At 64.8% G+C, this 22,570-nt stretch carries 19 protein-coding genes; 14 read left to right on the plus strand and 5 right to left on the minus strand.

Features of this window, described 5'->3' with window-relative positions:
- The first annotated feature begins 110 nt into the window (after positions 1 to 110).
- The 12 genes from OGV19_RS04640 to kdpC all read left to right on the plus strand — a co-directional run bounded on the left by OGV19_RS04640 (position 111) and on the right by kdpC (position 10,691).
- Positions 111 to 1,136 carry an NAD(P)H-dependent glycerol-3-phosphate dehydrogenase gene (locus tag OGV19_RS04640; RefSeq protein WP_264312336.1) on the plus strand — a complete coding sequence of 342 codons (1,026 nt, stop codon included), beginning with the start codon at positions 111 to 113 and terminating at the stop codon, positions 1,134 to 1,136.
- A gap of 36 nt (positions 1,137 to 1,172) precedes the next feature.
- On the plus strand, positions 1,173 to 1,520 hold the full coding sequence (locus OGV19_RS04645) for a DUF4389 domain-containing protein (RefSeq protein WP_264312337.1): 348 nt from the start codon (positions 1,173 to 1,175) through the stop codon (positions 1,518 to 1,520).
- The gene (gene sixA / locus OGV19_RS04650; RefSeq protein ID WP_264312338.1) at positions 1,517 to 1,975 is read left to right on the plus strand and encodes a phosphohistidine phosphatase SixA; all 459 of its coding nucleotides are present in this window, start codon (positions 1,517 to 1,519) and stop codon (positions 1,973 to 1,975) included. The genes OGV19_RS04645 and sixA overlap by 4 nt, the downstream gene beginning before the upstream one ends.
- 94 nt (positions 1,976 to 2,069) lie before the next feature.
- Positions 2,070 to 2,456, plus strand: coding sequence for a hypothetical protein (locus tag OGV19_RS04655; protein WP_264312339.1), 387 nt, complete (start codon positions 2,070 to 2,072; stop codon positions 2,454 to 2,456).
- Positions 2,457 to 2,549: 93 nt separating this feature from the next.
- The gene (locus OGV19_RS04660) at positions 2,550 to 3,338 is read left to right on the plus strand and encodes an alpha/beta fold hydrolase (RefSeq protein WP_264312340.1); all 789 of its coding nucleotides are present in this window, start codon (positions 2,550 to 2,552) and stop codon (positions 3,336 to 3,338) included.
- Positions 3,335 to 4,189 carry an alpha/beta hydrolase gene (locus OGV19_RS04665; protein WP_264312341.1) on the plus strand — a complete coding sequence of 285 codons (855 nt, stop codon included), beginning with the start codon at positions 3,335 to 3,337 and terminating at the stop codon, positions 4,187 to 4,189. The genes OGV19_RS04660 and OGV19_RS04665 overlap by 4 nt, the downstream gene beginning before the upstream one ends.
- Before the next feature lie 109 nt (positions 4,190 to 4,298).
- Entirely contained in the window at positions 4,299 to 5,093 is a 795-nt protein-coding gene (locus OGV19_RS04670) for a DUF4892 domain-containing protein (RefSeq protein WP_264312342.1), read from the plus strand.
- 12 nt (positions 5,094 to 5,105) lie between these two features.
- Positions 5,106 to 6,152, plus strand: a complete 1,047-nt coding sequence (locus tag OGV19_RS04675; RefSeq protein ID WP_264312343.1) for an AI-2E family transporter — start codon at positions 5,106 to 5,108, stop codon at positions 6,150 to 6,152.
- 118 nt (positions 6,153 to 6,270) lie between these two features.
- Complete coding sequence (kdpF, locus tag OGV19_RS04680) at positions 6,271 to 6,360, plus strand: K(+)-transporting ATPase subunit F (protein WP_264312344.1); 90 nt, start codon at positions 6,271 to 6,273, stop codon at positions 6,358 to 6,360.
- 9 nt (positions 6,361 to 6,369) lie between these two features.
- Positions 6,370 to 8,064: a potassium-transporting ATPase subunit KdpA gene (gene kdpA, locus OGV19_RS04685; protein WP_264312345.1), complete on the plus strand. Its 1,695-nt coding sequence runs from the start codon at positions 6,370 to 6,372 to the stop codon at positions 8,062 to 8,064.
- 10 nt (positions 8,065 to 8,074) lie between these two features.
- Positions 8,075 to 10,129 carry a potassium-transporting ATPase subunit KdpB gene (kdpB, locus tag OGV19_RS04690; RefSeq protein WP_264312346.1) on the plus strand — a complete coding sequence of 685 codons (2,055 nt, stop codon included), beginning with the start codon at positions 8,075 to 8,077 and terminating at the stop codon, positions 10,127 to 10,129.
- A gap of 10 nt (positions 10,130 to 10,139) precedes the next feature.
- Positions 10,140 to 10,691, plus strand: coding sequence for a potassium-transporting ATPase subunit KdpC (gene kdpC / locus OGV19_RS04695; RefSeq protein ID WP_264312347.1), 552 nt, complete (start codon positions 10,140 to 10,142; stop codon positions 10,689 to 10,691).
- A 157-nt stretch (positions 10,692 to 10,848) separates the two neighbouring features.
- On the opposite strand, the gene OGV19_RS04700 is transcribed toward kdpC, so the two are convergent.
- Positions 10,849 to 11,784: an IS110 family transposase gene (locus tag OGV19_RS04700; RefSeq protein ID WP_264312348.1), complete on the minus strand. Its 936-nt coding sequence runs from the start codon at positions 11,782 to 11,784 to the stop codon at positions 10,849 to 10,851.
- Positions 11,785 to 12,068: 284 nt separating this feature from the next.
- On the opposite strand from OGV19_RS04700, the gene OGV19_RS04705 reads away from it, so the two are divergent.
- Both OGV19_RS04705 and OGV19_RS04710 read left to right on the plus strand, forming a co-directional pair.
- Positions 12,069 to 14,723, plus strand: a complete 2,655-nt coding sequence (locus OGV19_RS04705; protein ID WP_264312349.1) for a DUF4118 domain-containing protein — start codon at positions 12,069 to 12,071, stop codon at positions 14,721 to 14,723.
- Positions 14,720 to 15,412, plus strand: coding sequence for a response regulator (locus OGV19_RS04710; protein WP_264312350.1), 693 nt, complete (start codon positions 14,720 to 14,722; stop codon positions 15,410 to 15,412). Before OGV19_RS04705 ends, OGV19_RS04710 begins: the two co-directional genes overlap by 4 nt.
- A 15-nt stretch (positions 15,413 to 15,427) precedes the next feature.
- On the opposite strand, the gene OGV19_RS04715 is transcribed toward OGV19_RS04710, so the two are convergent.
- The 4 genes from OGV19_RS04715 to OGV19_RS04730 all read right to left on the minus strand — a co-directional run bounded on the left by OGV19_RS04715 (position 15,428) and on the right by OGV19_RS04730 (position 22,489).
- The gene (locus tag OGV19_RS04715; protein WP_264312351.1) at positions 15,428 to 15,904 is read right to left on the minus strand and encodes an ester cyclase; all 477 of its coding nucleotides are present in this window, start codon (positions 15,902 to 15,904) and stop codon (positions 15,428 to 15,430) included.
- A gap of 58 nt (positions 15,905 to 15,962) precedes the next feature.
- Positions 15,963 to 16,868, minus strand: a complete 906-nt coding sequence (locus OGV19_RS04720; RefSeq protein ID WP_264312352.1) for a LysR family transcriptional regulator — start codon at positions 16,866 to 16,868, stop codon at positions 15,963 to 15,965.
- Between the two features lie 23 nt (positions 16,869 to 16,891).
- The gene (locus tag OGV19_RS04725) at positions 16,892 to 19,810 is read right to left on the minus strand and encodes an aminotransferase (protein ID WP_264312353.1); all 2,919 of its coding nucleotides are present in this window, start codon (positions 19,808 to 19,810) and stop codon (positions 16,892 to 16,894) included.
- 198 nt (positions 19,811 to 20,008) lie between these two features.
- On the minus strand, positions 20,009 to 22,489 hold the full coding sequence (locus OGV19_RS04730) for a TonB-dependent siderophore receptor (RefSeq protein ID WP_264312354.1): 2,481 nt from the start codon (positions 22,487 to 22,489) through the stop codon (positions 20,009 to 20,011).
- Positions 22,490 to 22,570: the final 81 nt, after the last annotated feature.

Below are 22,570 nucleotides of genomic sequence, written 5' to 3' on the forward strand. Positions count from 1 at the left end.
GATCAGGCCTTCCATAGCGGCCCTTTCCCGGGCGCTGCCACTGGCCCTGTCGCCTATGCATCGTATAATGCCCCGGTCGCCACTTAACTTTTGGCTTTAACGGATTGGATATGACTGAACAGCAACCTGTTGCAGTTCTGGGCGGCGGCAGCTTCGGCACCGCCGTGGCGAACCTGCTGGCGGAAAACGGTGTGCCGGTGCGCCAATGGATGCGCGACCCGGAGCAGGCCGAGGCCATGCGCGTCAACCGCGAGAATCCACGCTACCTCAAAGGCATTCGCCTGCACGATGGTGTCGAGCCGGTCAACGACCTGCTGGCTACCCTGCAGGCCTGCGACCTGGTCTTCGTCGCCTTGCCGTCGAGCGCCTTGCGCAGCGTACTGGCGCCCCATGCCGAGCTGTTGCGCGGCAAGGGCCTGGTCAGCCTGACCAAGGGCATCGAGGCGCAGAGCTTCAAGCTGATGAGCCAGATCCTCGAAGAAATCGCCCCCCAAGCCCGCATCGGTGTGCTGTCGGGGCCTAACCTTGCCCGCGAGATCGCCGAGCACGCGCTGACCGCCACGGTGGTCGCGAGCGAAGACGAACAGCTCTGCCAGCGAGTGCAGGCCGTGCTGCATGGGCGTACCTTCCGCGTCTACGCAAGCGCCGACCGCTTCGGGGTCGAACTGGGCGGCGCCCTGAAGAACGTCTACGCCATCATTGCCGGCATGGCCGTGGCGCTGGGCATGGGCGAGAACACCAAGAGCATGCTGATCACCCGTGCCCTGGCCGAGATGACCCGCTTTGCCGTGAGCCAGGGCGCCAACCCGATGACCTTCCTTGGCCTGGCCGGTGTCGGTGACCTGATCGTCACCTGCTCCTCGCCCAAGAGCCGCAACTACCAGGTGGGTCACGCGCTGGGCCAGGGCTTGAGCCTGGATGAGGCAGTCAATCGCCTGGGCGAGGTCGCTGAAGGGGTCAACACCCTCAAGGTGCTCAAGGCCAAGGCCCAGGAAGTGCAGGTATACATGCCGCTGGTAGCGGGCCTGCACGCCATCTTGTTCGAGGGCCGTACCTTGAACCAGGTGATCGAGCACCTGATGCGTGCAGAGCCCAAGACCGACGTCGATTTCATTTCCATCAGCGGTTTCAACTGAGCCGACAGCGGCTTTGACCAGAACAAGGAGTAAGACATGAACGATACGCCCGAACGCGCCCAGCGTGAGTCGATCCTCCTGCGGGTACTGTGGATGCTGGTGTTCCTGCTGGTCTGGCAAGTGGCCGAACTGCTGCTGGGCGGCCTGGTGCTGGTGCAGCTGATCTACCGCCTGATCTACGGTGCCCCCAGCGCCAGCCTGATGAACTTTGGCGACAGCCTCAGCCAGTACCTGGCGCAGATCGGCCGCTTCGGCAGCTTCCACAGCGACCAGAAACCCTGGCCATTCGCCGACTGGCCCGCCCCTCGTGCGCCAGAAGGCGAGGCCCCGCACGCCGTGGCTCCGGCGCCGCACCCCGTGCGTGACGAAGAGCCCAAGCTGTGAAGCTGTGGGTGCTGCGCCACGGTGAGGCGGAGCCTCGGGCCAATACCGACGCCGAGCGGCGCCTGACCAGCCATGGCCGCGAGCAGGTGCTGCACAGCGCCGCGCGCCTGCTCGGGCAGCCGTTGCAGGCGATCATCGCCAGCCCTTATGTCCGTGCCCAGCAGACTGCAGCGCTGGTGCACGACACCTTGGGCTTTGCCGAGCCTGTGCACACCGTGCCCTGGCTGACGCCGGAAAGCGATGTGCAGCGAGTGATCGGCGAAATCGAACGGCTGGGCCTGGAGCATGTGCTGCTGGTCAGCCACCAACCGCTGGTGGGGACGCTGGTCGGTGCCCTGGAACACGGTCATTTGCAGCAATCGGCAGCCATGAGTACCGCCAGCCTGGCGGAGCTTGAGGGTGACTGGCCGTTGGCAGGGCTGATGACCTTACGCGCGCTTAATTCGCCGGCCTGACGCCTGGCAACTGGCATTTTTGTCAGTTGCCGCTTCGCTTGGCTGCTTGCTAGCGTTGCCCCACATTGGGCGCGTGGACAGGCAGGGCACGATCATGAAAGGGCAGAGGCAAGCGCAGTTACGCTCCATGGACTTGCAGCCCACCGTGGACAAGGTGCAGGAAGGCGAGGTGCTGGACTTTGCCCAGTACAGCCTGCTGCGCGATTCGGCCGACGCCAAGCTTTATCAGCTGATGGGCAAAGTGCGCAGCCACGGCGGGCTGCAACCCAGCGTCATGCAGCAAGGCGAGACCGATTTATTTGCCCTACAGGCGGCCTGTCTGCGGGTGTCTCACTTGTTGCAGACCAGCTGCCTGGCATTGCGCAGGCTGCAGCTCGACCACCACGACCAATGCCTCGCCCGCGAGGTGCTTGAGAGCCAGGTGGCCTACATGCAGGCTTGTCTGCAGCGTTCACTGGGCAGTTTCGATCGCACCCCATGACCTGATTGCCCTCGCCGATGACCTTTCCGGACATTGCCGAGCGGCCTTGCGATGCAGACAATGGGCCCTCATCCCCCGTCCGGACCCGGCGCCATGTCGCAGCACATCTTCTTCGCTCACGCCAATGGTTTCCCGTCTGCCACCTACGGCAAGCTGTTTGCCGCGCTGGCGCCGGACTACCAGGTCCGCCACCTGGCCCAGCATGCCCACGACCCGCGCTTCCCGGTGAATGAAAACTGGCAGAACCTGGTCGATGAGCTGCTGCACCATCTGGCCCAGCAGGATGCGCCGGTCTGGGGGGTTGGCCATTCGCTGGGCGGGGTGCTGCACCTGCATGCCGCCTTGCGTTGCCCCGAGTATTACCGCGGGGTGGTCATGCTCGACTCGCCGGTGCTGACCCGCGCCGATCAATGGTTGCTGCGTACCGCCAAGCGTTTTGGCTTCATCGACCGCATCACCCCGGCAGGGCGTACCCTGGGGCGCCGCGAGGCGTTCGCCGACCGCGACAGCGCACGGGACTACTTCGCCCGCAAAAGCTTGTTCCGCCACTTTGACCCCGACTGCCTCGAAGCCTACCTGGAGCATGGCCTGGAGCCTGCGCAGGATGGGCTACGCCTGCGTTTCGACCCGGCTACGGAAATCAGTATCTACCGCAGTATCCCCCACGCCAGCCCCGCGCCTGCCCGGCAGTTGCTGGTGCCTCTGGCGATGATCTGTGGCGAGCGCAGCAATGTGATTCGCCGTCACCACACGTCGGCCGTGCGCGACATGGCCAAGGGTGAGTACCACAGCGTGCCGGGCGGGCACATGTTCCCCCTGGAGCGCCCGACGGACACCGCCAGCCTGATCAAGGGCCTGTTCGACCGCTGGAGCCAGGCATGAGCGCGCACATGGAAGAAATCCGCCTGAGCCTGGGCCATATCGAGCTGGCCGCGCACCTGTTCGGCCCCGAAGACGGGCTGCCGGTGATCGCCCTGCATGGTTGGCTGGACAACGCCAACAGCTTCGCCCGGCTGGCGCCGCGGCTGCAGGGCCTGCGCATCGTCGCCCTGGACCTGGCCGGGCATGGCTACTCGGAACATCGCCCGCCAGGCGCAAGCTATGCCTTGCCCGACTATGCCCACGACGTACTGCGGGCTGCCGAGCAACTGGGCTGGCAGCGGTTTGCCCTGCTTGGCCATTCGCTGGGTGCGATCATTTCGGTGCAACTGGCAGGCGCCTTGCCGGAGCGGGTCAGCCACCTGGCGCTGATCGATGGCGTCATCCCGCCCACGGGCGCCGAGCAGGACGCCGGTGAACGCCTGGGCATGGCGCTGCAGGCGCAGCTACGCCTGGACGGCAAACGCAAGTCCATCTACCCGGCGCTGGAGGAGGGCGTGCAGGCGCGCATGAAGGGCATGGTCGCGGTCAGCCGTGAAGCGGCCGAGCTGTTGGCCCAGCGCGGGCTGATGCCGGTGCCGGGTGGCTACAGCTGGCGCAGCGACAGCCGCCTGACCCTGCCGTCCCCCGTGCGCTTGAGCCACGCCCAAGCCATGGCCTACGTCAGGCGGGTGAGCTGCCCGGCCTGCCTGGTGGTGGCCGCCGATGGCATGCTGGCGCGCCACACTGAGTTGCTGGAGCAGCTACCCTTTGAGCAAGTGAAGCTGCCAGGTGGTCATCATCTGCACCTGAACGATGAGCAGGGCGCGGCCCTTGTCGCAGACTGTTTCAATCGCTTCTTTGGCTTTGCTTGACTTGCACCGGACAAGTGCCGAGGCTTGGCGGGTTGAACAGGGAGACAACCATGCAAATGCCAGACACGCTGGACCTTAACTTCGGTGCCACGCGCCGACTGGGCTGCCGATGAGCGCGCCCGTTACCCTCCGCACCACGCTCGCCGCCTGCCTCGTGCTCGCCAGCCCCTTGTTGTGGGCCGACAGCCTGCCCGTACCGGTGGATGCCAAGGTGGTCGATCAACGCCCTGCGGTGGAGCAGGAGCGCGTGTACCCCATGGGCCCCCTGCGCAAGATCAGCGGCCGCCTGCGGGTCGAGGACAAGGTCGAAAGCCGTGGCCAGGTGAGTTCGGTCACCTATGAACTGCCCGTTGAACGCTCGGCCCGCGAAGCGTTTACCAGTGCCCGTGAAGCACTGCAGCACGACGGCGGCTACCCGCTGTTCTGGTGCCAGGGCCGTGATTGCGGCGAGGCCAGCCTGTGGGCCAACGACGTGTTCGCCAACGCCCGGCTCAATGGGGGTGATGAGCAACAAGCGTTCATCCTGCTGCGCCGCTCGGCCGAACAGGCCGATACCCTGGTCGCACTGTACAGCGTCACCCGTGGCAACCGCCGTGCCTACCTGCACGTCGAAGAATTCGTTGCCGCCAGCCCGCTTGGCGAACTGCTGCCCACCGCTGCTACGGTGCTGCGCGAAATGCGCGACACCGGCAAACTCGACTACCCTGACCTGAGCACGCCGCAACCCGCCTGGGTGGCCCTGCTTGGGCGCAGCCTGAACCTGGACAGCACCCTGCGGGCCAGCCTCAGTGGTGCTAACGCCGAGGCCTGGCGAGAGGCCTTGGTCACTGCAGGCGTGCGCAGCAGCCGCCTTGAAGTCGGTACGGCCTCCACCGATGGCCTGCACTTGGAACTGATCCGTTGAATGAGCGTCACCATGGCCAATAACGACCGCCTGCTGATCCAGATCGTCCTGCTGGCGTTGCTCGGCGCTGCCCTGTGGGTCATGGCACCGTTCATCTCGGCGCTGCTGTGGGGGGCCATTCTGGCCTTTGCCAGCTGGCCGTTGATGCGCTTGCTGACGCGCGTGCTGGGCGGCCGCGAAACGCTGGCCGCAAGTTTGCTGACCGCAGCCTGGATCCTCATCGTGGCATTGCCGCTGGTCTGGCTGGGTTTCAACCTGGCCGATCATATCCGTGATGCCACGGCGTTTGTCCGTGACGTGCAGGTGGACGGCCTGCCCGATGCACCGGCCTGGCTGGGCAGCATTCCCCTGGTGGGTGAGCGCATGGTCAATTGGTGGCAATCGCTCGACCAGCAAGGTGCGGCCTTGATCGCTTCGATCAAGCCTTACCTGGGTCAGGTGGGCAACTGGTTGCTCGCACGCAGCGCGCAGATCGGGAGCGGAATGCTCGAACTGAGCCTGAGTCTGGTCTTCGTGTTCTTCTTCTACCGGGACGGCCCGCGTTTGTCGGCGTTCGTGCTGCGCCTGCTGCAGCGCTTGACGGGGGATCGCGCCGATTACTACTTGGAACTGGTGGCCGGCACCGTGCAGCGGGTGGTCAACGGCGTGATCGGCACGGCAGCGGCCCAGGCCCTGCTGGCGCTGATCGGTTTCCTGATAGCCGGGGTACCAGGGGCCATCGTGCTGGGCCTGGTGACCTTCATGCTCAGCCTGATCCCCATGGGCCCGCCGCTGGCGTGGATCCCCGCTACTGCCTGGTTGGCGTGGCAAGGCGAATACGGCATGGCGGTGTTCCTGGGCATCTGGGGTACTTTCGTTATCAGCGGCGTGGACAACGTGCTCAAGCCGTACCTGATCAGCCGTGGCGGCAACTTGCCGCTGGTCATCGTGTTGCTGGGCGTGTTCGGTGGCTTGATCGCCTTTGGTTTCATTGGCCTGTTCATCGGGCCGACCTTGCTGGCGGTGGGGTACAGCCTGCTGCTGGACTGGAGCCGCAACGCCGGGCAGCAGACCCTGTAGGAGCGTATTTTTACGCATTCTTTATGCCCCCGCTTACCCCTTGATCTCGCCCCTTTACGCCCCTTCCTCGGACAATTTCCCCAAAGCGGCCTAAGCCGCACCACGGGGAGCTCCACACATGAACATGCTCGACGGGCTGTCACTGCTGCTGGCAGTGGCATTGGCTATTTACCTGCTGGTGGCGCTGCTGCGCGCCAATCGCAGCTAGGGAGTGGCCATGCACAGTTACGACTTTGCCTTGTTACTGGCGTTTTTCCTCATCGTGCTGCTACCGGCACCTTGGCTCGGGCGGTTCTTCTACAAGGTGATGGAAGGCCAGCGCACTTGGCTGACACCTGTATTGGGCCCGGTAGAACAGGCCAGCTATCGGCTGGCGGGCGTTCGCGCCGACCAGGAGCAGAACTGGAAGCAATACACACTGGCCTTGTTGGCCTTCAACCTGGCCGGGTTCCTACTGCTGTTTGCCGTGCTGTTGCTGCAGGGCTATCTGCCGCTCAACCCACAGCACCTTCCCGGCCAGGAGTGGTCGCTGGCGTTCAACACCGCCGTAAGCTTCGTCACCAACACCAACTGGCAGGGGTACAGCGGCGAGGCATCGGTCAGCTACCTGAGCCAGATGCTCGGCTTGACCGTGCAGAACTTCGTCAGCGCCGCCACTGGGTTGGCGGTGCTCGTGGCCCTGTGTCGTGGCATTGCCCGCCGCTCGACCACCACCCTGGGCAACTTCTGGGTCGACATGACCCGCGCCACGCTCTATGGGCTGCTGCCCCTGTGCCTGGTGCTGGCGCTGCTGCTGGTCTGGCAGGGCGTGCCACAGACCTTTGCCGACTACGCTCACGCGCTGACCCTGCAAGGCAGTGACCAGACCATCCCGCTCGGCCCTGCGGCCAGCCAGATCGCCATCAAGCAGTTGGGCACCAATGGCGGCGGCTTCTTCGGCGTCAACTCGGCGCACCCGTTCGAAAACCCCACCGCCTGGAGCAACCTGTTCGAGGTGGCGTCGATCATCCTCATCCCGGTGGCGCTGGTGTTCACCTTCGGCCACTACGTGAAGGACCTGCGCCAGAGCCGGGCGATTCTCGCCTGCATGCTGAGCCTGTTCCTCATCGGCGGGGCTACCGCGTTGTGGTCCGAACACCAGCCCAACCCGGCACTGCAGAGCCCCCAGGTTCAGCAGAGCGCCCCCATGGAGGGCAAGGAAAGCCGCTTTGGCACCACCGGCTCGGTGCTGTGGACGGTGACCACCACAGCGGCATCCAACGGCTCGGTCAATGCCATGCACGACAGCCTCAACCCGCTGACCGGCATGGTCGCGATGGTCAACATGATGGTCGGTGAGGTGATCTTCGGCGGCGTTGGCGCGGGGCTCTACGGCATGCTGTTGTTCGTGCTGATCGCCGTGTTCCTGGCCGGCTTGATGATTGGCCGTACGCCGGAATACCTGGGCAAGAAACTGCAGGCGCGTGAGGTGCAACTGCTGGTGGCGACCTTGCTGGTGATGCCGGTTGGCGTGCTGGTGCTGGGCGCCATCGCCGCCAGCCTGCCGGGCCCGGCGGGTGCGGTGAGCAACCCTGGTGCCCATGGCTTCAGCCAACTGCTGTACGCCTACACCTCCGGCACCGCCAACAACGGTTCGGCCTTTGCCGGTTTCGGTGCCAACACGGTGTACCACAACCTGATGATCGGCCTGGCCATGCTGATCGGCCGCTTCGGCTACATCCTGCCGATACTGGCGCTGGCCGGCAGCCTGGCGGCGAAAAAAAGCGCGCCCCAAGGGCTCAACAGCTTCCCCACTCACGGCCCACTGTTCACCGGCCTGTTGCTGGTGACCATTTTGTTGGTGGGTGGCCTGACCTTCCTGCCGACCTTGGCCCTTGGGCCAATCGCCGAATACCTGAGCCTGGGCTTCTGAGGAAACCAACATGAATATGCCCATTCCTGAAGTAAAAGCCCTCCACAGCGCCAAGGACCAGACGCGCTTCGCCGCGCTCTGGCGCCCGGCCCTGGTACAGGCCTTCGTCAAGCTGGACCCGCGGCAGCTCAAGCGCTCGCCGGTGATGCTCGTGGTTGCCCTGACCGCCGTGCTCACCACCATCCTGTGCGTTGCCCCAGGCAGCGGCGTGAGCACCGCTGTTGCAGTGCAGATTGCCCTGTGGCTGTGGTTCACCGTGCTGTTCGCCAACTTTGCCGAAGCCCTGGCCGAAGGCCGTGGCAAGGCCCGCGCCGACAGCCTCAAGGCGGGGAGCCAGGGGCTGACTGCCCAGCGGCGCAACAGCGCTGGCGCATTCGAGACGGTCGTCGCCAGCGAGCTGCGCAAGGGCGATGTGGTTAAGGTGATCGCGGGTGAGTTGATCCCGGGCGATGGTGAAGTGCTCGAAGGCATTGCCGCAGTCAACGAGGCGGCGATCACCGGTGAGTCCGCGCCGGTGATCCGCGAGTCCGGCGGCGACCGGTCGGCGGTGACCGGCAACACGCGGCTGGTGTCCGACTGGCTGCTGATTCGCATCACCAGCAACCCTGGCGAATCGACCCTGGACCGCATGATCGCGCTGGTCGAAGGGGCCAAACGGCAGAAGACGCCCAACGAGATAGCCCTGGATATCCTGCTGATCGGCCTGACCCTGATCTTCCTGGTCGTGGTGGTGACCTTGCAGCCGTTCGCCCACTTCGCCGGCGGTAGCCTGCCGTTGATCTTCCTGGCCGCACTGCTGGTGACGTTGATCCCCACCACCATTGGCGGCCTGCTGTCGGCCATTGGCATTGCCGGCATGGACCGCCTGGTCCGGCTCAATGTCATCGCCCGCTCCGGCCGCGCGGTGGAGGCGGCGGGCGACGTGCACACCCTGATGCTCGACAAGACCGGCACCATCACCTTCGGCAACCGCCGCTGCAGCGCGCTGCATGCGGCACCGGGCATCACGGCCAAGGAACTGGGGGAGGGCGCCCTGTTTGCCTCGCTGGCCGACGACACGGCCGAGGGCAAGTCGATTGTCGAGTACCTGCGCCAGTTGCACGACTTCGTCGAACCGTCCGGGGAGCAGCTCGAACCTATTGCCTTCAGCGCCGAGACCCGGTTGTCGGGGGTCGACTTCCAGCAGCGCCGCTACCGCAAGGGCGCTGTCGATGCGGTACTGGCCTTTGTCGGCCTGCAACGGCTCGAAATACCGCCGGCACTGGGCCGCGAGGTCGAGCGTATCGCCCAGAGTGGTGGCACGCCGCTGCTGGTGTGTGTCGACAAGCGCCTGCTTGGGGTGATCCACCTCAAGGATGTGGTCAAGCCCGGTATTCGCGAGCGCTTTGCCGAACTGCGCAAGCTGGGCATCCGCACCGTGATGGTGACCGGGGACAACCCGCTGACTGCCGCAGCCATTGCCGCCGAGGCCGGGGTCGATGATGTGCTGGCCGAGGCCACCCCAGAGAAGAAGCTGGCGCGCATCCGCCAGGAGCAGAATGACGGCCGCCTGGTCGCCATGTGTGGCGATGGCGCCAACGACGCCCCGGCGCTGGCCCAGGCCGACGTGGGCATGGCCATGAACGACGGCACCCAGGCAGCCCGTGAGGCGGCCAACATGGTTGATCTGGACAGCGACCCGACCAAGTTGCTGGACGTGGTCCAGGTGGGCAAGGAACTGCTGGTGACCCGTGGCGCCTTGACCACCTTCTCCATCGCCAACGATGTGGCCAAGTACTTCGCCATCCTGCCGGCGTTGTTCGCCGCCATTTACCCGCAGCTGGGCGTGCTCAACCTGATGCACCTGGCCAGCCCGCAGAGTGCGATCTTGTCGGCGATCGTGTTCAACGCGCTGATCATCATCGTGCTGATCCCGCTGGCGCTGCGCGGTGTACGGGTGCAGGCGGCGAGTGCGGCCCACCTGTTACGGCGCAACCTGCTGATCTACGGCTTGGGCGGGCTCATCGTGCCGTTCGCCGGGATCAAGCTGATCGACCTGCTGCTCAATGCTCTGCACCTGGTCTGAGGAGGCCGCCATGAACACTTATGTACGCCCGGCGCTGAGCCTGGCCTTGCTGATGACGTTGGTCACTGGCGCGTTGTATCCGTTGGCGGTGACCGGCATTGCCCAGGTCGCCTTCCCTGAACAGGCCAATGGCAGCTTGGTGCGTGATGAACGCGGCGAGGTGCGCGGCTCGGCCCTGATCGCTCAGGATTTCCAAGGCGATGGCTGGTTCCATTCGCGACCTTCGGCAGGGGCTTATGCCACCGTGTCCAGCAGTGCCAGCAATCTGTCGCCGAGCAACCCGGCGCTGGCCGAACGGGTAGGCAGCGATGCTGCGAAGCTGTATCGGGCTGAGCAAGGCCCGGTGCCTCAAGCCTTGCTGACCACCTCCGGCAGTGGCCTGGACCCGCAGTTGCCGCCGGAGGCGGTGGCTTATCAGGTATCGCGTGTGGCAGAGGCTCGCAAGGTGCCCGTTGAGCGCTTGCAAGCCCTGGTGGAAGAGGCCACCCTCCACCCATTGATCGGGCCGCCTGTGGTCAATGTCCTGGCCCTGAACCAGGCCTTGGAGCGTTTGGGGAACTGATAGTGGGGCCGCTTTGCGGCCCTTCGCGGGCAAGCCCGCTCCCACAGGGATGAACGTGTGGGAGCAACTGTCTTCTTGTGGAAGCTGGCCTTGCCGGCGATGGGGCGCGTAGCGCCCCAGGCCCGGCTGTGCCGGGCATCGCCAGCAAGGCTTGCTCCTACGAATGAGCTATTTGCTCCTTCCAGGGCGTTCCGGTCTTGAGCACCGCATTTAGCCTCACTATCAATACTCGCATACACGCCACCACCGATACTTTCGCGCACTTCCCCTGGGCTCGCAGTGCTTTGTAGCGCTCGCAGAAGTCCTTGTTGTGCCGTATCACCACCCAGCAGGCCATATAGAGCGCCCGCCTGACTTGTGAGCGCCCCCCCCAGATTGAACGCTTGCCCGACTGCTTGCCGCTGTCCTGGTTGAACGGCGCAACACCGACCAAGGCGGCAATTTCCTTCTTATCCACCTGGCCCAGCTCTGGCAGCAAGGCCATCAGCTTTCCGGCAGTAATCAGACCAATTCCTTTGACTTGAGTGAGCTGTTTAACCCGGTCATCAGGCAAAGCTGCTGCCTGCTGTGCGATCTCTTGTTCCAGCGCTCGAATTTCACCCTTCAGATAGGCGATGTGTTGTTCCAACCGCAAACAAACACTGGGAGCCCGCGCCTGCTTCAGGCGCCGCTTGTCATCGTCGCGCTGTTGGACGAAGCGATCCCGCTGCATAAGCAGTTCGCGCAGCAAGGCCCGCTCGGGTGTCATCACCTGGCAAGGCCGTGGGGGCATAACTTCAGCCAGGTGAGCCAAAACAGCTGCGTCAATGGGATCGGTCTTGGCGCGTTTACCCATCGACTTGGCAAAGTCCCGGGCACGACTGGGATTGATCCGGCAAACCGGAAAATCGGCATCCTGCAGCGCTTTGAGGACATTGCACTCGTAGCCACCGGTAGCTTCGAGCAAGACCATTGAAACTGCATACCCGCCAAGCTTTTCGACGAGCAGTTGGAATCCCTTCAAGTCATTGGAAACACTGAAGTTCACCCCCTCAGGGCGGATGTGAACAGCAAGTGTGGCACTGGAAACATCGATGCCGACAGAGGAAGACATGGCCAAACCCTCTTAAACTCAAGGAGTGAGAGCGCTTTGGCTTGGCCCACGCTTGTGATTCGAGATTACGCCCCTCATCCAACTGTTCGGGCTCTCGCCAAAGTGGAACGGTGAATGGCAGCTTTTGCTCCCACACGTGCTCTGGGCACCTCGGGCTATCAGCTTGCCATTCACCGCTCTCACTTCAGATTCTATTCCCTCTCCAAGACACAAGCGGGCTTGCCCGCGAAGGCCTGCAAAGCAGGCCCAGATTTACCGATCGCCGCACAATCGAAGGATCAAACATGAGTGACGCAGCCCGCGCAGACGCGCTGTTGGCCAACCTGCCGCGAACTGGCCGCGGCAGGCTGAAGGTATTCCTCGGTGCCGCACCAGGGGTGGGCAAGACCTACGCCATGCTGCAGGCCGCCCACACCCAGCAACGCCAGGGCGTGCGGGTACTGGCCGGAGTGGTCGAGACCCACGGCCGCGCCGAGACCGAAGCGCTGCTCGGCGGCCTGCTCCAGCAGCCCCTGCTGCGCAGCGATTATCGCGGTGTCACGCTTGAGGAAATGGACCTGGACGGCCTGCTCAAAGCCGCTCCGGCCCTGGCCCTGGTCGACGAACTGGCCCACACCAATGCCCCCGGCAGCCGCCATGCCAAGCGCTGGCAGGACGTTCAGGAACTGCTGGCCGCCGGCATCGACGTCTACACCACGGTCAACGTCCAGCACCTGGAAAGCCTCAACGACAAAGTCCGCGATATCACCGGCGTACAGGTGCGCGAAACCTTGCCGGACTGGGTGTTGCAAGAAGCCTTCGAACTGGTGCTGATCGACCTGCCGCCCCGTGAATTGCTGGAGCGCCTGCGCGAAGGCAAGGTGTACGTGCCGGAGCAGGCGCGGGCGGCCATCGAGGCTTATTTTTCCCAGACCAACCTCACCGCGTTGCGTGAACTGGCCATGCAGACCGCCGCCGCCCAGGTCGATGCCGACCTGGCCCACGGCTATCGCCAACGTGGCCAAGAGGCTCCGGCCTTGCGTGGGCGCCTGTTGGTCGGGGTCGACGGTGACGACCAGGCCGAACGCCTGGTACGCCATGCCAGCCGGGTGGCCCAGCGCCGTCATTTGCCCTGGAGCCTGGTGCACGTGGACAACGGCCGTTTGCGCGACGAAGTTGCACGTCAGCGCTTGCAGGCCGCGCAGCAGTTGGCTGAACGCCTGGGCGGTGAAGTGGTGCTGTTGCGTGCCGGCGAGGTGGCGCGCACCTTGATTCAGCATGCCGTCGAGCGCCGGGCCAGCCTGGTGCTGGTGGGGCAATCGCGTGATCGCCTGCGCCGGCGTGTGTTGGGTGCCGGGGTTGCGGCGCGGTTGTTGCGCGAAAGCCATGGGCTGGAAATCAACGTGCTCGACCGCGACGTGCAGCCACAACCGGCACGCGCGGCGGTCAAGCGCGTGTGGGTCTGGCGGCACTATCTGCTGGCCTTGCTGGCCACCGTTATGGCGGCAGGCCTGGCCTGGGCGGTGTCGAGCGTGCTGGCGTTGCCGAACATTTCGTTGGTGTTTCTCGCCGCGGTGTTGCTGGTGGCGGTGCGCAGTAGCCTGGGGCCGGCGCTGGCGTGTGCGGCGTTGTCGTTTCTGACTTACGACTTCCTGTTCATCCCGCCGAACTTCTCTTTCAGCATCCAGCGCGAAGAAGACGTGCTGACCCTGGTGTTCTTCCTGCTCATGGCCGCCCTCACGGGTAACCTGGCGGCCCGTCAGCGCCGCCAGTTGCAGGCCCTGCGCGAAACCCAGGCGCAGACCAGTCAACTGCTCGACCTGTCGCGTCGGTTGACCGTCGCCACCGACCGCCAGGCCGTGTTCAACGCGGCCGGCCAGCACCTCGACGGCTGGCATGACCTGCAAGTGTGCCTGCTCGAACGTGATGGCGAGGGCCTGTTGCGCCTGGCCAGCGGCGAAGCCGATGCGCTGAGCGACAACGAACGCGCCGCTGCCGAATGGGCCTGGCAGCACGGCCAGGCAGCGGGGCATGGCAGCGATACCCTGCCCAATGGCCGCTGGTGGTGGTGGCCCTTGGCGGTGGATGAGCAACCGCTGGCGCTGCTCGGCGTACGCCCGCGCAGCGGCCAACCGCTGAGCGACCCGCGTCGCCGCCTGCTCACGGCCCTTGGCCAACCGCTGGCCCAGGCCCTGGCCCGCGCTCGGCTGGCCGAACAGCTGGAGGCCGCGCGCCTGCACGGCGAAACCGAGCAACTGCGCAGCGCCTTGCTTGCTTCAGTGTCCCACGACCTGCGCACGCCCCTGACTGCCATGCGCGGCAGTATCGACAGCTTGCTGGCGCTGGGCGAGGCAATACCCGAAGAAGACCGGCGCGAACTGCTCGAAGGTACGCGCAACGAGGCCGAGCGCCTGGACCGCTACATCCAGAACCTGCTCGACATGACCCGCCTGGGCCACGGCGGGCTCAAGCTGGCCCGTGACTGGGTAGCCCCGGCGGACATTGTCGGCAGCGCGCTCAACCGCCTGCGGGTGGTACTCGCCCCCCTGCGCGTGCACACCGACGTGCCGGCCGAACTGCCGTTGCTGTTCGTTCATGCGGCGCTGATCGAGCAGGCCCTGGTCAATGTGCTGGAGAACGCTGCACGCTTCTCACCGGCCCACGGCCGGCTGGCGCTGCAGGTGTGGGTGCAGGATGAGCAACTGCGCATCGCTGTCAGCGACCAGGGGCCTGGCATTCCCGTGGCGGAGCGGGAGAAGATCTTCGACATGTTCTACACCGCCGCCCGCGGTGATCGGGGCGGGCAGGGCACCGGCCTGGGCCTGGCGATCTGCCAGGGCATGATCGGTGCCCATGGCGGGCAGATTCTGGTGGGTGAAGGCATCGATGGCCAGGGCACCGGCATCACTCTATGCTTGCCGCTGCCCCCTCAACCTGAAGCCGAAAGCGAAGCCCCATGAGCCAGTCCGCCACCCTCCTGGTCATCGACGACGAACCGCAGATCCGCAAGTTCTTGCGCATCAGCCTGACGTCCCAGGGTTACAAGGTGATCGAGGCCGCCACCGGCAGCGAGGGCCTGGCGCAGGCCGCTCTGGGCAAACCCGATTTGGTGGTGCTCGACCTCGGCTTGCCGGACATGGACGGCCAGCAGGTGCTGCGAGAGTTGCGCGAATGGAGCGCGGTGCCGGTGCTGGTGCTGTCGGTTCGCGCCAGTGAGGTGCAGAAGGTCGATGCGCTGGACGGAGGGGCGAATGACTACGTGACCAAACCGTTTGGCATTCAGGAGTTCCTTGCGCGGGTGCGCGCCCTGTTGCGCCAAGTGCCACAGGCCGGTGGAGGCGAGGTGGCGGCCAGTTTCGGGCCGTTGACCGTGGACTTCGCCTTCCGCCGTGTGACCCTTCAGGGCGTGGAGGTGGCGCTGACCCGCAAGGAATATGCGTTGCTGGCCCAGCTGGCCGGGCACCCGGGCCGGGTGATTACCCAGCAGCAGTTGCTCAAAGACATCTGGGGGCCGACCCATGTGGACGACACCCACTACCTGCGGATCGTGGTCGGGCACCTGCGCCAGAAGCTTGGGGATGACCCCATGGCGCCGCGGTTCATCATTACCGAGGCGGGCGTGGGCTACCGGTTGGTAGCGCCCGCCTGATGATGCAAGCCGCTGTTACCAGCCCAACTGCTTGTGCAAGCCCAAGGCGTCGTAGTAATCCCCTTGGTAGACGATCTTGCCGCCTTTGACCTTCACATAGCTCACGCCATCGAACGACAGCGCTTTATTGGTGGCTGGCGTTTGTGCGTCCCAGGCGCCGGTGTTGGTGCCGCTGAAGGTCCATTGGAAGGCGATGCCGTCCTTGTCCACGATCGGCGTGCCGTTGATCGTCCATTTCAAGTCTGGCACGGCCCCCACGAATACCTTGATCACGTTGTCGCGGGCAGCTTCGCGGCCCTTTTGTGGGGTGCCGACGGTGACGTCGAAGTACTCGGCGTCCTTGGCCAGGTAACTGGCCGCTTTTTCGGCGTCGTGGGCATTCCAGGCTGCCATGTAGGCATCGACGATCTGCCTGGGGCTTTCGGCAGCCTGGGCAAGGCTGGCGAAGGTGAACAGCGACAGCAGGTAGAACGCTCTGATGAAGGGACGCATGTTTGCCTCGCTTGCGGGCGTGCCCGCGGGTTGTCGGCCGGCTGGCCGTTGAGCGTGGTCAGGCCCTTGGCGGCTCCTTTTCGAACAGTTGCCGCATGACTTCCAGATAGCGCCGCGCGCCCAGGCCCAAGGGGCGCGGTTTGACCCAGATGATGTCCACCCACAGCCGTAGCCGGCTGGCCATGTTGTCGAAGCGCACCTCGGCCAATGCACCCGAGGCAATCAGCGGCTCAACCAGCGGCTGCGGCAGGTAGGCCCAACCCAGGCCGGATTGCACCAGATCCAGCGTAGCCAGATAACTGTCGGTCAGCCAGATTCGCCGCGACAGCACCATGCGCGGGTCGGAGCCGGTGGCTTTGCCCGAGGCCACGATGATTTGCCGTTGCTCGGCGAACGCTTCTTCGGGCAGCGGCGTGCCGCTGTTACGCCCAGCGGGGTGGCGGGGCGAAGCGACGGCGACCAGCAGTTGGCTGCCGGCTTCAAGAAACGACTCACGCTCATCGATCCCCGGCCGTTCGAACACCAGCGCCAATTGCACGCTGCCATCGTGCAGCAAGCGAATGGCTTCGGCTTGCGTGGCTGAACGCACTTCGATCTCAAGGCTCGGAAACTCCTGCGCGAGGGTTTCCAGGGGTTGGCTCCAGCGGCCGGTTTGCAGCTCGGGGGCCATGGCGATGGTCAGGCGCTTTTCCAGCCCCTTGTGCAGTTGCAGTGCTTGGGCATCCAGCAGGTTGAGCTGGCAGATCACCTGCCTGGCCTGCGGTTCGAGGGCCAAGGCGGCGCTGGTGGGCAAGGCTTTGCGCGTGGCCCGGTCGAACAGGGCCAAGTCCAGCTCCGCTTCCAGCTGGGCAATGGCCATGCTCACGGCCGAAGGCACACGGCCCAGCTTGCGTGCGGCTGCAGAAAACGACCCTGCCTCCAGTACGGCGAGAAAAACCGCAAGTGAGTCGCTGGTAAAGGCCATGGTCAGAATCCCTTCTTTGTGGGCTATAGATCTTCCGAGAGGATACGGTCCACGCTGTCGACGAAGTAGTCCACGCTCGTCCGTGTGGTGCACATCGGCGGCTTGATCTTGAGGATGTTCAGGTAGTCGCCGGTCGGCTGCATGAAGATGCCCAGGTCACGCAAGCGGTCGCACAACTGCAGGGTTTCCTCGGTCGCCGGCTCCAGCGTCTGCCGGTCACGTACCAGCTCAAGCCCCAGGTAGAAGCCAGAGCCATGCGCCGCGCCGGCCAGCGGGTGCTTGTCAACCAGCGCCTGCAAGCGTGCCTTGAAATAGCGCCCGGTGTCGCGGGCATTGTCCCACAGCCCTTCTTCCTGCATCACGTCCAGCACCGCCATGCCGATGCGGCAACTGACCGGGCTGCCCCCCGCCGACGAGAAGAAGTAGCCCTGCGCTTCCAGCGCCTCGGCGATCTCGCGCCGGGTGATCACCACACCCAGCGGCTGGCCATTGCCCATGCCCTTGGCCATGGTGATGATGTCGGGCACCACCCCTTGTTCCTCGAAGCCCCAGAAGTACTCGCCCAGCCGGCCATAACCCACCTGCACCTCGTCGGCGATGCACACGCCGCCCCGGGCGCGCACCTTGGCGTAGGCGGCGTGAAGGTAACCGGCGGGTAGCGAGATGCCCCCCGCGTTGCCGTACACCGGCTCGCAGATGATCCCGGCCAGCTGACGGCCACGGGCATCGAGGTCGGCCAGCTTGGCATCGACGTCACGCAGGTAGCCGGCGGCGCTGTCGGCACCGCGCAAACGCCCACGGAAGGTGTTCGGTGCTTCGACCGGGTGTACCCAGTCTGGCCGGGTCTCCAGGGCCTGCGGGTTGTCGGCGATAGAGGTGGATATGGCGTCGGTGGCCACCGACCAGCCGTGGTAGGCCTCCAGCACGCTAAGCAGGTCGCGCCCGCCGCTGAAGGCCCAGGCCAGGCGGATGGCCAGGTCGTTGGCCTCGGTGCCGCTGTTGACCAGAAACACCCGGTCGAAGCCTTCTGGCGCCAGCTTCAGCAGGCGTTCGGAGAACTCGGCGATGGCCGCGTAATGGAAGCGCGAGTTGGTGTTGAGCAGCGACCACTGGCGCGCTGACTCGGCCACCATGCGTGGATGGCCATGGCCCAGTACGGCCACGTTGTTGAGCATGTCCAGGTAGGAGCGGCCCTGCATGTCGATCAGGTAGTTGCGCCAGCCGCGCTCGATATGGGGTGGTTGCGCGTAGTAGTGCTTCTGCGAGCGGGCGAAGCTGGCGTCGCGGCGTGCCAGCAGCGCCTGCGCGTCGGCCAGCGGTTCGGCGTCGCAGTCAAAGCCCAGCAGCGCGGCAGGCGACGGGCACAGTGCGAGCCAGGCAGCGGCATGGAACGGGGTGGCGAAGAACGGGGGGCGGATGGCGTTATCCAGGCACAGCTGAACGCTGAGAAAGCCACAGCTGCTGCCCAGGGATTGCCCCTTTGCCATGGTCTGGCCATCTGCCGGGGCATCCTCCAGCCCCTGCAGCCACAACGCCCAGTGTGGTGTACGCAGGCAGCCGCGGCCATCGCCGTGACGCTGCCATGTGCCGGCTTGCGGTGCCTGCACCCTGCAGCCGTCGGGCACATGCAATTCGACCCCCAGCGCGCAGGTGGCAGGCTCTTCGGGGCGGTCGATGTGGGTCTGTGAGAGGCGATACTGGCCATGCAGCGTGCTCGCTGGGCCTGGCTTGGCAGCCAGCAGGCGTTGATCGAAACCTGGCTGTTCCCAGTTGCCCGCTTCGCAGTGCGGGCTGAGTACGCCCAGATCAATGCGTGCAACCGGCTGGCCGGTCAGTTCGGGCAGCAGGGGGGCGCAACTGGCCAGGTCGGGCCTGCCGGGTTGAAGCCCGGCGGCCTGCACAATGGCCGCCTGCATCAGCGCGAAAGGCACGGCGGTAGCCGTGTCGAAGATTTCCCATTCATGGGCGATGTTGTTGCGAATGTACTGGTTGCCTGGGTCTACGGCCAGTTGTTGCTCGCTGCTCAGCACCAGCACTGCGGCGCGGTTGAGCACCAGCGGCCACAGGGCGCGCAGTTCGGCCTCGCTCAGCGGGTTGAGTGCCTGGTAGGCCTGCACCGCCGGCAGAATGCGCAGCGGGTCGCCTTCGGCATGGTGCAACAGCGCCGCGCAGGTCACCGAGAGGTCGGCAATGCGCCAGGTGCGCAGCAGGTCACCGAAGTCGATGACACCCTGCAACTGCCATTGGCGCTCGCCATCGCGGGCCCACACGGCGTTGTCGTCGGTGACGTCCAGGTGCACGGCCTGGCTTGGCAACTGTTCGGCCAGTGGCGCCAGGTGCGCAGCGGCGAGTTGGGTGGCCTGCTCGACACGGGCGCGTTGGCCTGCGTCCTGCAGCACCGGCAGCAGGTGCTGGATCAGCGCTTGCGCATGTTGCGGGTCCCATTGCAGGGTGCGGCTCAAGCCCGGGTGGTCAAAATCGGCTAAGGCCTTGTCCAGCTTCGCGCAGAGCCCGCCCAGTTCGGCCATCAGGCGCGGTGCCATGTGTTTGAGGCGGGTCAGCGGCTGGCCGTCGATGTAGTCGAGCAGGCGCACACGCAGCGGTTGGCCGTCGATGTTCAGTGCCAGCAACGTTTGCCCGTTGTGTGCCGGGCGCACAGCGGGTACCGGCAAGCCCTGTTCACGCAGATAGGCCAGCGCGGCGTGCTGCGCCTCCAGTTCGACCTGGGCATAGCTGCCGTGGCAGGCCTTGAGGACGAAGCGGGCCTGGGGGGTATCCACGCGCACGTTCAGGTCCTGCTGGCTGCCCAGCGATGACAGGCTGCCAGTCAGGCCGTAGTGGGCCTGCAGCAGGGCGTGTGCTTGGGCCTCGCTGAGTGCTGGGCTGGGTAGGGCGCAGCGCTGGATCAGGAGGTCGAGGGGCTTTTGTTGTTGGCTGGGCATTGGGCTCTACCGTTGGCGCTGGGAGTTGACGGTAGAGAATCTATGCCCATTCTGGCTGATGATGGAAGACGATTGTTGTCAGAATTTTTGATGATTGGGTGGGGCTATGGGTGCATGTCTTGAGTTTTGCGGAGCCGCAAATCTATCGACATGCACCAGGCGGCCCCGCCTCAATCTCCCGGCAGAGCCCAGCTCACATCAAAAACTGGCCTTGACCGACACCATGAAATTACGCGGCTCCCCGTAATAGTTACCAAACGTCTCCGTCCCGATACTGGCGTAGTACCGCTTGTCAAACAGGTTGTTGCCGTTGAGCGCCACCGACCAGGTGTCATCGATGCGATAACCGATCCGACCATTCCAGACCGCATACCCCGCCTGGCTGATTTTCTCGCCACTGGCAGGCGAAACCCGGAAATTGTCGCTTTGCGCATTGACCCCGGCCCCCAGGCTGAACCGCTCGAAGGCGCCACCGAGGGTGTACTCGCCCCACAGGCGCAGCACATGCCGAGGCACGTAGCTGTTGAACGCCGCGCCGTTCAGGTTGGTGTCGATGTCGTCGAGTGTCTTGGTCTGGGTGTAGGTGTACCCCGCAAGCAGTTGCAGGCGCTCGATGACTTCGCCACTGATCTCGGCCTCGAAACCCTGGGCGCGGACCTTGCCGGCGTTCACGTAGCAGTAGCCATCGGAGGAGGGGCACGACGAGTTGTAGTCAGTCTGCGCCTGGTCCTTCTGAAGGGTGCGGAACAGGTTGAAGGCACCGTTCAAGCGCCCGTCGAACCAGGCCCCCTTGATGCCCAGCTCATAGCTCTGGCCCACCAGCGGTTTGAGCGCTGAACCGGCTTCGTCCCGGTAGCTGCCTTGCGGCGTGAAGATGTCCGAGTAGCTGGCGTAGGCCGTCAGGTTTTCGTTCAAGTCCAGCAGCACGCCGGCAAAGGGCGTGACCTGCCCGGTCTCGCGGGTGTTGGCGTGCTGCGGCGGCGTACCGGTATCGATGAAGACGGTATCGGTCTCGGCGTTGTACCAGCTCACCCGGCCGCCCACCACCAGGGTCAAAGGGTCGGCCAGTTTCAGGCGCAGGGTCGAGTAGAGGCCTTTTTGGGTGGTCACAGACTTGACCGGGCCACCGCGCGATGAGTGCTCGATGAAGTAGCTGTCATCCGGCTCGGGGATGAACTTGTCGGGGTTGAACACATTCTGCCGTTGCGGCAGAAACGCTACCGAGTAGAAGTCATCTTTCTTCGAGCGGCTGGCGTTCATGCCCAGCACCAGTTCATGTTGCTGGCCGAACGCGTCGAACTTGCCATCCACGTAGGCGTCCAGGCCGTAATCGACCTGGTCGTAGTCATACATGCTGCCTAGCATGCCAGTGGTATCGGTGCCGGGGGTCACCGCACCGGAGGCGAAGGCGTACTTGATGTCCTGGGTGTTCTTTGTATAAACACTGGCCACCTTGAGCTTCCAGTCTTCGTTGAGCTGATGAGTCAGATCACTGAACACGGTGGTGCGCTGGCTGCGCCAGGTATTCCACGAAGGGTCGAGGCAGGTCGAGCGGCTGAGTTTCAGGTCGCTGCGGTCCCGGTAGCGCGGCAGGCCACCCCAGCACGGGTTGGCGTCCACATCTTCGTAAGCAACCCCCAGCCCCAGCGTCGTGTCGGGGCTCACATCGAAGTCGAGCGCGCCGTAGTACACCTGGTCCTTGCGGTTGGCGTCGTCGACAAAGTAGTGCCGGCTCTGCTCGGCCACCACCGCCCGGCCACGCAGGGTGCCGGCCGCGTTCAGCGGGCCACCGGTGTCGAGTTGCCCGCGGTAGTTGTCCCAACTGCCACCGGACAGGGTGATGTCGGTATGCGCAGCCGCCAGGCCACGCTTGCGCACGAAGTTCACCCCGCCAGCAGTGCCGCCCGACCCTTTCATCATCCCGGCTGCGCCGCGCAACACCTCCACCCGGTCGTAGTACGCCATGTCACTGCTGAAGCTGTCGGCCTGGACATAAAGATTGCCCATGTCCAGCGGCACGCCGTCGTACTGGTACTGGCCCGACATGCGGAACCCGCGCGAATAGAAGTATTTGCCACCCATGGTCGAGTCGTACACGGTGATGCCGGGTGTCTTCTCCATGACCTGATCAATGGTGTACAGGTTCTGGTCGTCCATTATCTTGCGCGTCATCACCGTGACCGATTGCGGCGTTTCCTTGAGCGAATGCTCACCTTTGCCGATGGTCACGGCGCCCGTGGTGTACGAGCCGCTGTTTTCCGTGGTCGCCCCCAGCACCTGGCTGGTGATGTTGGTGGCACCCAGCTCCAGCGCCGAGCCTGAGGACGGCACGGCCCGCAGCACATAAGTGCCGTTGGCCTGCGGCTCGGCTTGCAGGCCGCTGCCTGCCAGAATCTGGCTAAAGCCCTCGCTAATACCGAACGCACCTTTGAGCCCTGCGCTGTGCAAACCGTCTGTTTGCTTTGCATCGAACGACAACGCCGCGCCCGCCGCGCTGGCAAAACGGCTGAGGACTTCGGCAAGGCTTCCCCCGGCAATGTCGAACGACCTTAGGCCGCTATGCTGCACCGACGCGGGCGCCGCAAACGTCACCATGGGCCAGGCACCGACGGTGGTTGCCGCCAACAGCCCGACGTTTACCGCAATCGCCAGACGACCACGCTTGAACTCTGCAGACATGCCAATCCTCCCCCTGAAAACGATCAATGAATCCCATTGGGGGATAAGCCGAACGATGCGAAAAAAAAGTGCAAAAGCCCC

It is taken from the genome of Pseudomonas putida (assembly GCF_025905425.1).
In the GTDB taxonomy this organism is placed as follows: Bacteria; Pseudomonadota; Gammaproteobacteria; order Pseudomonadales; family Pseudomonadaceae; genus Aquipseudomonas; species Aquipseudomonas putida_AF.